Consider the following 13,815-nt stretch of genomic DNA (forward strand, 5'->3'; position numbering starts at 1 on the left):
CATCGTTTAGTTGCTTTGCAAGTGGTTGAAGTTAATATGTTTTTTTATTAAGCGCGAATGCAAATGCAAGATTTGACAAGGTTTTTTAAGGATTGGCAGGTTCTGGGTGATTGCGCTACACGTAGGCAAATCGCTATGCTGAGCGACCTTTTCTTGAAGCGGTGGAAGCGGGAAATGCCCTGTTTTTAATGAGCAGTAAGAAGCCAAAAATAAGAAAAAACCCGTTACGATAACATGAAAACACTGCTAAATAAATACGCTGACTAGAGGCACGCCCATGAATAGAGGTCTTCACCAGCCTGGCGAGTTTCGCGATAACTGTGGCTTTGGCCTTATTGCCCATATGGAAGGGCAGGCCAGCCACGACTTGCTGAAAACTGCTATTGAATCACTTACCTGCATGACCCATCGCGGCGGTATTGCGGCAGACGGAAAAACCGGTGACGGTTGCGGTTTGTTGCTGAAAATGCCGGTGCAATTCATGCGCGCTGCCGCGAAGCAAGCGCTTGATGCGGAGCTTGGCGAGCGCTTTGCTGTAGGTGTCATCTTTTTGCCAGATGACGATGCGCGTGCCGCTCATGCTAAAGAAACCCTTGAGCGTGAACTAAGCAGCCGTGGTTTAGAGGTATTGGGCTGGCGCGAAGTGCCCACTGACTCTAGCGTATGTGGTCCGATGGCACTGGACTGTCTGCCGCGAATTGAGCAGCTGTTTGTTCAGCCAGCTAGTCGTGGAGATTTAGGCAGTGATCGCTTCGATGTCGATCTGTTTATGGCGCGCCGTTATGCAGAGCAAGCGCTACGTAGCGATGAAGACTTTTATGTAGCTTCGCTCTCATCAGAAGTTGTTTCCTATAAAGGCTTGGTCATGCCGGAAGATTTGCCGGCATTCTACAAAGACCTGAATGATCCAAGTCTGGAAACCGCCATTTGCGTGTTCCACCAGCGTTTCTCTACTAACACTGCACCGCGCTGGCCGCTGGCCCAGCCATTCCGCCTGCTGGCTCATAATGGCGAGATCAATACGATTGAAGCCAACCGTGGCTGGGCGAACTCCCGTAAAGCCAATTTTGTTAACGAGCGCTTGCCCGATATTGCTGAGCTTGAGGAAATTGTTAATACCACTGGGTCAGACTCCTCAAGCATGGATAACATGCTGGAAGTGCTGCTAACTGGCGGTATGGAGCTGCATCGTGCGGTGCGCATGATGGTGCCGCCTGCTTGGCAAAACGTTGAGACCATGGACGCCGAGTTACGTGCGTTCTATGAATACAACTCCATGCACATGGAGCCTTGGGATGGCCCGGCCGGTGTAGTAATGACCGACGGTCGCCAAGCTGTTTGTATGCTGGATCGCAACGGCCTTCGTCCCGCACGCTGGGTGATTACCAAGAATGGCTACATTACGCTAGCGTCTGAGATTGGCACTTATGATTATCGTCCTGAGGACGTCGTCGCTAAGGGGCGCGTTGGCCCAGGCCAGATGCTGGCGGTAGACACTCAGACCGGCGAAGTGCTGCACACTCAGGATATCGATAACCGCCTGAAGTCAGCTTACCCTTACAAGCGCTGGCTCAAGCAGGAAGCCAATTACCTAGAGTCAGCGCTGACTGAGCTTGCGCGTTTCCAGACAATGGACACTGACGCGCTAAATGTTCAGCAGAAAATGTTCCAGGTGAGCTTTGAAGAGCGTGATCAGGTGCTGCGCCCGCTGGCAGAAAGTGGCCAGGAAGCGGTTGGCTCGATGGGTGATGATACCCCCATGGCGGTGTTGTCTAGCCGTCCGCGTCTGCTAACTGATTTCTTCCGTCAAAAGTTTGCCCAGGTGACCAATCCGCCGATCGACCCCCTGCGTGAAGCGATTGTTATGTCACTGGAGACCTGCTGTGGTGCGGAGCTAAACGTCTTTAAGGCAACGCCTGAGCATGCCCACCGCTTGATTCTGACAACACCCGTGCTGTCACCGCGTAAATTTACTGCGCTGGTCAGCCAGGATGATCCTGCCTTTGCTAGCCACACGCTGTCACTCGGGTACGACCCGGAGCACACCAGTCTGCAGCGGGCAGTCACCTTGCTTTGCCAGGAAGCTGAGGCGCAGGTAAGAGCGGGTAAGGTGATTCTGGTGTTGACCGATGCTGACCTTCCCAAAGGACAGTTGCCCATCCAGGCGGCTTTGGCGGTGGGAGCCGTTCACTCTCATCTTGGTCGTTTGGCGCTGCGGCCGAACGCCAACATTGTGGTGGAAACCGGCTTTGCAAGGGATGCCCACCAAATGGCCGTGCTGTTTGGCGTGGGCGCAACGGCTGTGTACCCATGGCTCGCTTATCAGGTCATGGCCGATATGCATCGCACCGGTGAGCTAACAGGCAACCCTGCCGATGCTCGTGAGAATTACCGCAAAGGCCTGCAGAAAGGGTTGTTCAAAATTCTTTCGAAAATGGGTATTTCAACGTTAGCTTCATACCGCGGCTCTATGCTGTTCGAAGCGGTGGGGCTGTCCGATGAGATCATGGATACCTGCTTTGTCGGCATGGCATCCCGCATTCAGGGCGCTGGCTTTGCTGAGCTGCAAATGCAGCAAGAGCTGCTGGCGAAGGATGCCTGGATTGCCCGCAAAGGCATTTCTCAAGGCGGTATGCTGAAGTATGTTCATGGCTACGAATATCACGCCTACAACCCCGATGTCGTGAAGTCGCTTCAGGCGGCGGTGCAAGAAGGCAGCTACGCAAAGTGGAAAAAGTTTGCTCTGCTGGTCAACGAGCGTCCGGTTGCCACGATTCGTGACTTGCTTAAGCTAAAGCCTGCTGCAGCGCCCATTCCATTAGAGGATGTTGAGCCGATTGAGGCGCTGATTCCGCGCTTTGATAGCGCCGGTATGTCGCTAGGTGCGCTTTCTCCGGAAGCCCATGAGGCGTTGGCCCAAGCGATGAACGAGGCGGGCGGGCGCTCCAACTCAGGCGAGGGTGGTGAAGACCCAGCTCGCTACGGCACCATCCGTAGTTCGAAAATCAAGCAGATTGCTTCTGGCCGCTTTGGCGTTACCCCGGCCTATTTGGTCAATGCGGAAGTACTGCAGATCAAAGTTGCCCAGGGTGCCAAACCCGGTGAAGGTGGTCAACTGCCGGGCGGCAAAGTGAACCAGTTGATTGCTCGGTTACGCTACGCGGTGCCTGGTGTGACGCTGATTTCACCGCCGCCACACCACGATATCTACTCGATTGAAGACTTGGCGCAGCTGATTTTCGACCTCAAGCAAGTCAATCCAGATGCCCAGGTTTCCGTGAAGCTGGTCTCTGAGCCAGGTATTGGCACTATTGCCACCGGTGTGGCGAAGGCCTACGCGGATCTGATCACTGTTTCTGGTTACGACGGTGGTACCGCGGCAAGCCCATTGACCTCTATCAAACACGCGGGCTCTCCTTGGGAGCTTGGGTTACCCGAAGTGCACCAAGCGCTGCGTATTAACGGCCTGCGCGACAAGATTCGCCTGCAGACCGATGGTGGTCTCAAAACGGGTCTGGATGTCGTTAAGGCGGCGATTCTGGGGGCTGAAAGCTTTGGCTTTGGTACTGCGCCGATGGTGGCGCTGGGCTGTAAGTACCTGCGTATTTGTCACTTGAATAACTGCGCCACCGGCGTAGCGACACAAGATGACTTCCTGCGTGGCGAGCACTTCCGCGGCACTGTCGATATGGTCAAAAACTACTTCCGCTTTATTGCTGAAGAAGTGCGTGAACTGATGGCGATGCTAGGGGTGCGTCAGTTGACGGACCTGATTGGCCGCACCGATCTGCTTGAGGTGTTGGAAGGCAATACGGCCGCTCAGCGTAAATTGGATCTAACCCCGCTGCTTTCGAATGATTTTGTGCCTGCAGATGCACCGCAGTTCTGTAAGGTGAGTCGTAATGTGCCCCACGATCCAGGCGCTAAGAACCAGGAAGTGCTGGCAGCACTAAAAGAGGCCATTGAAAGTCAGTCTGGCGGAGAGTTTGATTTCACCATCACTAACTGTGACCGCAGCGTAGGTGCATTGAGCTCAGGCGCGATTGCCAAACGCTACGGTGAAGATGGCTTGGAATCAGCCCCGGTCACTGCGCGCTTTACCGGGGTGGCTGGTCAAAGCTTCGGGGTGTGGAACGCCCGTGGCTTAAACCTCTATCTCGAAGGCGATGCCAACGACTACGTGGGCAAAGGCATGAACGGCGGCAGCATTGTGATTGTGCCGCCCAAGGTTAGCCAGTTTGAAAGCCACAAAACCGCCATTATTGGTAACACCTGCCTGTATGGTGCGACAGGCGGCACGCTGTTTGCCGCAGGTACTGCGGGTGAGCGCTTTGCCGTGCGTAACTCTGGGGCGACTGCTGTGATTGAAGGTGCAGGCGACCACTGTTGTGAATACATGACTGGGGGCTTGGTCTGCGTATTGGGTGAAACGGGCGTTAACTTTGGCGCGGGTATGACCGGTGGTTTTGCTTACGTCTTGGATGAAGACCGTACCTTTGTGGACAAGTACAACCACGAGCTGGTCGAAATCCACCGGGTCAATACCGAAGCGATGGAAGCGTATCGTCGTCATTTGCGTGAAATGATTGAAGCCTACGTTGCAGCGACAGGCTCTGCTCGAGGCGCGGCGATTCTGGAAGACTTCGGCGACTACGCGCGCCACTTCTGGCTAGTGAAGCCAAAAGCGGCAAGCTTGGGTAGTTTGCTGAATCAATCTCGGCGTCAGCCGGAATAACCCGCCAGAGCCTACGCTTCGAGGAGAGAAATCATGGCTAACCGTTTAAATAACGATTTCCAGTTTGTTGATGTGGGTCGTCAAGACCCGCAGAAAAAAGCCGCACACACACGGTCCAAAGAGTTCGCTGAAATTTACGAACCCTTTAAGCCCACCGATGCGGCGAGCCAGGCGCACCGTTGCCTGCACTGCGGCAATCCGTACTGCGAGTGGAAGTGCCCGGTACATAACTACATTCCCAACTGGCTTCAGCTAGTGGTGGAAGGCAATATTATTGAAGCAGCCGAGCTTTCACACAAAACCAATTCGCTGCCGGAAGTGTGTGGCCGCGTGTGCCCGCAAGATCGTTTGTGTGAAGGCGACTGTACGCTGAACGATGGCTTTGGTGCGGTTACCATTGGGTCGGTAGAGAAGTACATTACCGACACCGCGTTTGCGATGGGCTGGCGCCCGGATATGTCTAAGGTGGAGTGGACCGATAAGAAGGTCGCCATCGTAGGTGCCGGGCCTGCGGGTCTTGGTTGCGCTGATATTTTGGCACGTAATGGCGTCAAACCCGTCGTATTTGATAAGTATCCCGAGATTGGCGGTCTGCTTACCTTCGGTATTCCAGAATTTAAACTGGAAAAGAACGTGATGGAGCGTCGCCGCGCCGTCTTTGAAGAGATGGGCGTCGAGTTTCGACTGAATACCGAAATTGGTACCGACATCGAATTCGATACGCTGCTGCAGGAGTACGATGCTGTTTTTCTGGGGATGGGCACTTACAAGTACATGGAAGGTGGCTTCCCCGGCGAAGATTTACCTGGTGTGTATAAAGCGCTCGATTTCCTGATCGCCAACGTTAATCGTCGCTTAGGCTTTGAAAAAGATCCTAACGATTTTATCTCGATGGAAGGTAAACGTGTGGTGGTGCTTGGCGGTGGTGATACGGCGATGGATTGTAATCGGACCTCGATTCGTCAGCACGCCGACAGCGTGATCTGCGCTTATCGCCGTGATGAAGAAAACATGCCCGGTTCCCGCCGTGAAGTGGCTAATGCGCGAGAAGAGGGCGTTGAGTTTCTGTTCAACCGCCAGCCGGTTGCAGTGGTGGGCGAAGAGCAGGTCGAAGGGGTGAAGGTCGTGCGCACACGTTTGGGTGAGCCCGATGAAAATGGCCGTCGACGTCCTGAAGTCGTGCCTGGGTCTGAAGAAATTATTGCCGCCGACGCAGTAGTGGTAGCTTTCGGCTTCCAGGCAAGCCCGGCACCGTGGTTCGATAGCGCCAACATCCAGGTCGATGAGCGCGATCGCGTAAAAGCGCCAGAGCATGGCCAGTACGCCTACCAAACCAGCAATGAGAAAATTTTTGCCGGTGGCGATATGGTGCGCGGCTCTGACCTGGTGGTCACCGCGATTTACGAAGGCCGCCAAGCTGCTGAGGGGATTTTGGATTACCTAGGCGTTTAGTTTTGATAGTGAGGGGCGTCTTCGCCCCTCTGCCACCTGCAGTTCAAATTGAGCCTTTAGGCGTACTCTGCTATTCTGTCATCCCATCCTGGTGTGGCTTTCTGTTACGCCTTTTGATCACGTTTCGACAGGTTTTCCATGACACGATATATCTTCGTGACCGGCGGCGTTGTGTCCTCTCTTGGCAAGGGCATCGCGTCGGCCTCGCTGGCGGCGATTCTAGAGGCCCGCGGCCTTAAGGTCACCATGCTCAAGCTCGACCCCTACATCAACGTGGACCCGGGCACCATGAGTCCTTTCCAGCACGGCGAGGTGTTCGTCACCGAAGATGGCGCCGAGACGGACTTGGACTTAGGGCACTATGAGCGTTTTATTCGCACCAAAATGACCCAAGGGAATAACTTCACGACGGGGCGCGTGTACGAGAATGTACTACGCAAAGAGCGCCGTGGTGATTACTTGGGCGGTACCGTTCAGGTCATCCCTCATATTACCGATGAAATCAAACAGCGCGTCTATGCTGGCGGTGAAGGCTTTGATGTGGCGCTGGTAGAAATCGGTGGCACGGTGGGTGATATCGAATCACTGCCGTTCTTAGAGTCTATTCGTCAGATTCGTAGTGAGCTTGGCGCTAGTCGGGCGATTTACATGCACCTTACGCTGGTGCCGTATATCAAGACGGCAGGCGAGACCAAGACCAAGCCGACTCAGCACAGCGTCAAAGAGCTACGTTCGATTGGTATCCAGCCGGATATTTTGATTTGCCGTAGCGAAGTAGAGCTCGAAGAGAGCGAGCGCCGTAAAATCGCCCTGTTCACTAACGTGGAAGAGCGTGCCGTTGTACCGTTACAGGATGCCGATACTATTTATCGGATTCCGCTGATGCTGCACGAGCACGGCCTAGATGACATTGTTTGCGATAAGCTGCGTCTGGAAGCAGAGCCTGCCGACCTTTCCGAATGGGTCAAGGTGCTGGATTCCAAGTTGAATCCGCTGAAGTCGGTGAGCATTGCCATGGTCGGTAAATACATGGAACTGCTGGACGCCTATAAGTCGCTCAACGAAGCGCTTATTCACGCGGGCATTCAAGGACGTATTAAGGTCAATGTCGACTATATCGACTCCGAAGATATCGAGCGTCACGGTACCGAGCGGCTAGCTGGCAAAGATGCCATCCTGGTACCTGGCGGCTTTGGCGAGCGCGGTGTGGAAGGCAAAATTCTTACCGCTCAGTTCGCGCGTGAAAACAACATTCCCTACCTGGGTATTTGTTTGGGCATGCAGGTAGCGGTCATCGAATTTGCCCGCAATGTGGCTGGCTGGGAAGATGCTAACTCTACCGAGTTTACCCACGACACCAAGCACCCCGTGGTGGGCCTGATTACCGAGTGGATTAACGCTGAAGGTAAGATCGAGCTGCGTGATGCTGCATCTGACTTAGGTGGCACCATGCGTCTAGGCGGTCAGGTCTGCCACTTGAAATCTGGTAGCAAAGCTCGTGAAGCCTACGGTGCTGATGAGATTGTCGAGCGTCATCGCCATCGCTTTGAAGTCAATAACCAGTTTATTGATGAGTTAGAACAGGCAGGCCTGGTCATTTCTGGCAAGAGCGTCGATCAGTCCTTGGTAGAAGTCGTCGAGCTGGCTGACCACCCTTGGTACGTGGCGTGTCAGTTCCATCCGGAGTTTACCTCGACACCACGTGACGGACACCCGCTGTTCTCTGGGTTTGTTAATGCTGCCTTAGAGCACAAAACGGCACGTACGCGCGCTCATACAACGACTCAGGAATAAGAGGGAGAGCGAATAACATGTCTTCGACTTCTCAATCATCCTTTCCAGAGCGTCATATTAACGTTGCCGGCCTAACCGCCGGCAATTCTTTGCCGCTAATGTTATTGGGCGGCATGAATGTGCTGGAGTCAGCGACGCTTGCTGATGAAGTGGCGCAGGCCTACGTTAATGTGACGCAAAAGCTCGGAATGCCTTATGTCTTTAAGGCAAGCTTTGATAAAGCGAACCGTAGTTCTATCCACTCTTATCGTGGACCTGGGCTAGAAAAAGGTTTGCAGATCCTAGCGGATATTAAAGCGCGCTATGGCGTGCCCATCATTACCGACGTTCATGAGCCTTGGCAGGCAGAGCCTGCGGCTGAAGTCGCTGACATAATTCAGTTGCCGGCGTTTCTTGCCCGCCAGACCGATCTAGTGGTGGCGATGGCTAACACCGGCGCGGCGATTAATATCAAAAAACCGCAGTTTCTAGCACCTCACGAAATGCGCCATATCCTCACTAAGTTTCAGGAAGCCGGTAACGACCGTTTGATGCTATGCGAGCGTGGTACCAGCTTCGGCTACAACAACCTGGTGGTGGATATGCTGGGCGTTGGCGATATGAAACAGACCGGTTACCCGGTGTTTTTCGATGTCACCCATGCCTTGCAGCGCCCAGGTGGCCGTGCGGACAGTGCCGATGGCCGTCGTGCCCAAGTGGCAGAGTTGGCTCGTGCGGGTGTGGCCGTTGGTTTGGCGGGGATCTTCCTGGAAGCCCACCCTGACCCAGATAATGCTAAGTGCGATGGACCCTGCGCACTGCCATTAGATCAATTAGAGCCGTTTTTGACTCAGCTTTCGCAGCTAGATGCCTTGGTGAAGGGGTTTACGCCTTTGACCATCCGTTAACCGCGACGGCAAATATGGTATACATTGGACCCACAATCATCCATTAGACTGACAACCAAAGGACACTGTTATGACCAAAATTGTTGAAATCAGCGCACTAGAAGTGCTCGATTCCCGCGGCAACCCGACCGTTCAGGCCATGGTTCGCCTGGAAAGTGGCGCCGTAGGTGAAGCATGTGCGCCCAGCGGTGCTTCTACAGGCTCCCGCGAAGCGCTCGAGCTGCGCGATGGCGACAAGACACGCTACCTTGGCAAAGGCGTTTTAAAAGCCGTTGAGGCCGTGAATGGCAAAATCAGTGCTGCGTTGTTAGGAATGGATGCGCGTGATCAGCGTGGGCTGGACGACGCAATGTTAGCCCTGGATGGCACTGAAAATAAGGCGAATCTGGGCGCGAATGCCATTCTGGCGGTGTCGCTGGCTGCCGCTAAAGCCGCTGCCAACGCTAAAGGTGTGCCGCTATATGCGCACATTGCTGAGCTTTATGGCCAGCCGGGGCAGTACAGCATGCCGGTACCGATGATGAACATTCTTAACGGTGGTGAGCACGCCGATAATAACGTTGATATCCAGGAATTCATGGTACAGCCAGTAGGCGCGGCAAACTTCCGTGAAGGCCTACGCATGGGCGCGGAAATTTTCCACGCGCTAAAAAAAGTACTGTCTGCTAAAGGTCTTTCTACGTCCGTGGGTGATGAAGGTGGCTTTGCTCCTAACTTGGCATCTAACGCAGATGCCCTGGCGATCATTAAGCAAGCTGTTGCTGATGCCGGTTACGCACTGGGTACAGACGTTACCTTGGCGCTAGACTGCGCGTCTTCCGAGTTCTACAAAGATGGCCAGTACAACCTTTCCGGCGAAGGTAAAAGCTACGATGCCGAAGGGTTTGCCGATTACCTGGCGGGCCTCTGTGCGGACTATCCGATCGTTTCCATCGAAGATGGTATGGATGAATCAGACTGGGCAGGCTGGAAAGCACTGACTGACAAGCTAGGCGACAAAGTACAGCTGGTTGGCGACGATTTGTTTGTTACCAATACCAAGATTCTTAAGCGTGGTATCGACGAGCAAATTGGTAATTCGATTCTGATCAAATTCAACCAGATTGGCTCGCTGTCTGAAACGCTGGATGCGATCAAAATGGCCCAGGACGCTGGTTTTACCGCGGTTATTTCACACCGTAGTGGTGAAACTGAAGATACCACGATTGCCGATTTGGCCGTGGGCACCTGTGCCGGCCAAATTAAAACGGGCTCTCTGTGTCGTTCCGACCGTGTCGCGAAATATAACCGCCTGCTCGTCATCGAAGCGGAGTTGGGCGATGTGGCTTACCCTGGCTTGAAAGCCATTAAAGGGCAGTAAGCGCAAATGGGCGTCGGCGTGTAAGAGATGTCTCAAGATTTTGTAAGAGATATCTTACAAATGCCGGCGCTAATCGCTTAATTGCTTTTTTGTTTTAGTTTATGCTTTTGATTTTTATGATTTTTTTATAACGGGCGAGCCGCAGTGGCTCGCCCGTTGCCGTTTTGGTCTGCTTGAGTTGTGATGGCTTTCTGCCACAATGCATTCAGGACAGGGGAGGCAAGGATGCTTCAGGCAGGATGCAACGGGATGCAGGTCAGATACGCTAGGTGACACAGTGATGTGGGTTCTGGCAAGGATGTTATCTGAGGAGTTTGACACAGGGAGTGGTCAGAGGAAGTGCTTGGAGCGGGCGGCCTACGGGCCGCCTTTTTTTGTGTGCCCAGCCCGTGGCACACAAAAAAACCAGCGCGAACGCTGGTCTGAAAATGCGTGGCTTCTAAGATTAGCGTTCGAGCTTTTCCAGCTTACCTGTTTTGCCGTCCCACTCTTCTGCATCGGGCAGCGGGTCTTTTTTCTCGGCAATATTCGGCCATACATCGGCTAATTCAGCATTAATTTCTATAAACTGCTCTTGGCCATCCGGTAGCTCATCTTCTGAGAAGATAGCTTCTGCGGGGCACTCCGGTTCACACAGGGCGCAGTCAATACACTCGTCTGGGTGAATGACCAGGAAGTTGGGGCCTTCGTAGAAGCAGTCGACCGGGCAGACTTCAACACAGTCGGTGTATTTGCACTGGATGCAGTTCTCGGTAACGACAAACGTCATCTTGCTATCCCTCTTGCGGGACCGGGAGCTTCCCGGTCGTGGTCAATAGTTAATGGTTATAAATCGGCCGTTTCTTATAAGATAAAACAGTATGGGCGACATTCTAGTGGTGCCCTTACGCGGCGGCAAGCGCTCATGGCTTTCCTTTCATACCATTACAGTAGCTCTCGCCACTGATATAGCAGCGCTAGCGCTTCGCGGGGTGTTAAATCGTCTACATCGGCTTTGCCTAACGCTTCCACCACCGGGTGCGGTGCGCTGGCGAACAAGTCGTTTTGTTGCGGTGCTGCAGAAACGCCGCTAGGGCGCTGCAACTCATCCACATCGCGCTGCTCGAGGGCCATTAGTTTTTCACGGGCTCTGCGTATTACATGGTTGGGAACACCTGCCAACTGGGCTACCTGCAAGCCATAGCTCTGGCTCGCAGGGCCCGCTTCAATGCGGTGCATAAACACGATGCTGTCGCCGTGCTCGGTGGCTGTTAGGTGAATATTTGCCACACCCTCGGCCTGTTCCGGCAGCGCGGTCATTTCAAAATAGTGTGTGGCAAACAGGGTGAGTGCCTTTGCTTCGGCTAGGTATTCAGCACTTGCCCAGGCCAGTGAAAGGCCGTCAAAAGTACTGGTGCCACGACCAATTTCGTCCATTAACACCAAGCTATGCTCGGTAGCATTGTGCAGGATATTAGCGGTTTCGGTCATTTCTACCATAAATGTAGAGCGACCACCCGCTAGATCATCTGACGAGCCTATACGGGTAAAGATGCGATCTACAGGGCCTATTTCAGCGCTATCGGCGGGTACGAAGCTGCCGCTATGCGCCAACAGCGCGATGAGCGCGGTCTGGCGCATATAGGTTGATTTACCGCCCATGTTGGGGCCGGTGATAATCAACATGTGCTGATCAGGTGTTAGCGTGACATCGTTGGGTACAAACGGTGTATCGCTGACATGTTCGACCACGGGGTGCCGTCCAGCGGTAATTCTAAGGCCAGTGGCATCCCGTAGCAGGGGCCTTACCCAATTGAGTGCCTCTGCACGCTCGGCAAAGGCGCAGAGTACGTCAAGTTCAGCCAATGCCCGCGAGGTGTTTTGCAGTGCGTGAAGCGCCGCGTTGAGCTCGCCCATCAGGCGCTCGTAGAGCCATTTCTCTCGCGTGAGGGCCCTGGACTTGGCCGAGAGTGCTTTGTCTTCAAACTCTTTAAGCTCTGGAATAATAAAGCGTTCAGCATTTTTTAGCGTTTGACGACGGATGTAGTCGGCGGGTGCCTGCTGAGCCTGAGAGCGAGGTAGTTCAATAAAGTAGCCATGAACCCGGTTATAGCCGACTTTTAAATTGGCCAGGCCAGTACGTTCGCGCTCGCGCAGCTCCAACTGCACTAAGTACTCACCGGCATTCTCAGCCATGCCGCGGTGCTCATCTAGCTCGGCGTCAAAGCCATTCGCAATCACGCCGCCATCGCGAATCACCACAGGCGGATTTTCAACCAATGCGCGAGTTAAGGTATCGGCTATTTCTGGGTAGGGGCGAATGTGAGGTTTAAGACCATCGATAGCGCTACCGCTATCAATTTCGCTTAGCAATTGCTCAAGTGCGGGTAGCGTTACCAGGGCGTCGCGCAGGCGCGCCAAATCCCTGGGGCGCGCGCTATACAGTGCGACGCGGGCCAGGATGCGCTCGACGTCGCCTACATCACTCAACGTATCGCGTAGCGGTAGGTAGGCGGCTTCAATAGAGAGCAACGCCACGCCCGCGTGACGTCCTTCCACGATATTACGCTGGCGCAGCGGGCGGTTAAGCCAGCGCTTCAGTAATCGCGAACCCATCGCGGTGGTGCAGGTGTCTAACACGCTGGCCAGGGTGTTATCGCTGTTACCGCCGAGATTTATATCAATTTCCAGATTGCGCCGACTGGCCGCGTCAATCACTACGGCATCATCGCGGTTTTCGACGCTAATGGCCGTTACGTGGGGCAGTCGTGAACGTTGGGTATCTCGGGCGTAATCGATCAGTACGCCCGCCGCGATGAGTGCGCTGGTTAAGTGCGCACAACCAAAGCCGCGTAAATCCTGGACTTCAAACTGATCGCACAGGCTGCGCGTGGCGCTGTCTAAGTCAAACAGCCACTCCCCTTGGCGTCGTAAGCTGCGCTTTTGTGACCATGCGTCGGGCAGGGTCAAGCTTTCGGGCACTAACAGTTCGGCAGGCGACAGGCGGGTTAGCTCTGCCTGCATCTCGGCTTCACTTTCTACTTCCAAGACATTGAAGCGCCCACTGGAAAGCTCCAGCCATGCAAGGCCCCAGCCGTCTTTGCCGGGCGCAACGGCGACCAGCACGTTATCTCGGCGAGCATCCAGTAAGGCTTCATCGTGAAGCGTGCCAGGGGTGACAATACGCACTACTTGTCGATCAACGGGCCCTTTGCTAGTGGCAGGGTCACCGATTTGCTCGCAGATAGCGACGGATTCACCGGCTGACACCAAGCGAGCTAAATAGCCTTCAGCGCTATGGTAGGGCACACCTGCCATAGGAATAGGTTTGCCACCTGACTGGCCGCGCTGGGTAAGGGTGATATCCAGCAGCAATGCGGCGCGCTTGGCATCATCGAAAAATAGCTCGTAAAAATCCCCCATCCGGTAAAACAGAAGTACCTCAGGGTGATCGCGTTTGATCTTAAGATATTGCGCCATCATTGGCGTATGAGCGGGGCTGGCCTGTGACATGGGCGTCCTGGTTGAGCGTTGCGCAAGCAGTCTCAGCTTGCGGCATGTTCTTTGGCAGTTACTTTAAGCGACTTCTTTGGGCAATTTCTTTGAGC

General features: G+C 54.1%; 7 protein-coding genes. 5 read left to right on the forward strand and 2 right to left on the reverse strand.

What is annotated here, in order from left to right; translation table 11 throughout:
- Nucleotides 1-277 precede the first annotated feature (277 nt).
- The 5 genes from gltB (at nt 278) to eno (ending at nt 10,228) form a co-directional block, all read left to right on the forward strand.
- Nucleotides 278-4,735, forward strand: coding sequence for a glutamate synthase large subunit (gene gltB, locus NF683_RS10880; protein WP_089039080.1), 4,458 nt, complete (start codon nt 278-280; stop codon nt 4,733-4,735).
- Nucleotides 4,736-4,768: 33 nt separating this feature from the next.
- Nucleotides 4,769-6,187 carry an FAD-dependent oxidoreductase gene (locus tag NF683_RS10885; RefSeq protein ID WP_089039079.1) on the forward strand — a complete coding sequence of 473 codons (1,419 nt, stop codon included), beginning with the start codon at nt 4,769-4,771 and terminating at the stop codon, nt 6,185-6,187.
- 138 nt (nt 6,188-6,325) lie between these two features.
- Entirely contained in the window at nt 6,326-7,981 is a 1,656-nt protein-coding gene (locus NF683_RS10890) for a CTP synthase (protein ID WP_089039078.1), read from the forward strand.
- A 17-nt stretch (nt 7,982-7,998) separates the two neighbouring features.
- Nucleotides 7,999-8,868 carry a 3-deoxy-8-phosphooctulonate synthase gene (kdsA, locus tag NF683_RS10895; RefSeq protein ID WP_038481648.1) on the forward strand — a complete coding sequence of 290 codons (870 nt, stop codon included), beginning with the start codon at nt 7,999-8,001 and terminating at the stop codon, nt 8,866-8,868.
- A gap of 70 nt (nt 8,869-8,938) precedes the next feature.
- The gene (gene eno / locus NF683_RS10900; RefSeq protein ID WP_193061514.1) at nt 8,939-10,228 is read left to right on the forward strand and encodes a phosphopyruvate hydratase; all 1,290 of its coding nucleotides are present in this window, start codon (nt 8,939-8,941) and stop codon (nt 10,226-10,228) included.
- A 445-nt stretch (nt 10,229-10,673) separates the two neighbouring features.
- Here eno and fdxA read toward each other — a convergent pair whose 3' ends face one another.
- Nucleotides 10,674-10,997, reverse strand: coding sequence for a ferredoxin FdxA (gene fdxA, locus NF683_RS10905; RefSeq protein WP_009722190.1), 324 nt, complete (start codon nt 10,995-10,997; stop codon nt 10,674-10,676).
- A 155-nt stretch (nt 10,998-11,152) separates the two neighbouring features.
- Nucleotides 11,153-13,720 carry a DNA mismatch repair protein MutS gene (gene mutS / locus NF683_RS10910; RefSeq protein WP_253920006.1) on the reverse strand — a complete coding sequence of 856 codons (2,568 nt, stop codon included), beginning with the start codon at nt 13,718-13,720 and terminating at the stop codon, nt 11,153-11,155.
- Nucleotides 13,721-13,815: the final 95 nt, after the last annotated feature.

The organism is Halomonas sp. MS1, assembly GCF_024182575.1.
Lineage (GTDB): Bacteria > Pseudomonadota > Gammaproteobacteria > Pseudomonadales > Halomonadaceae > Vreelandella.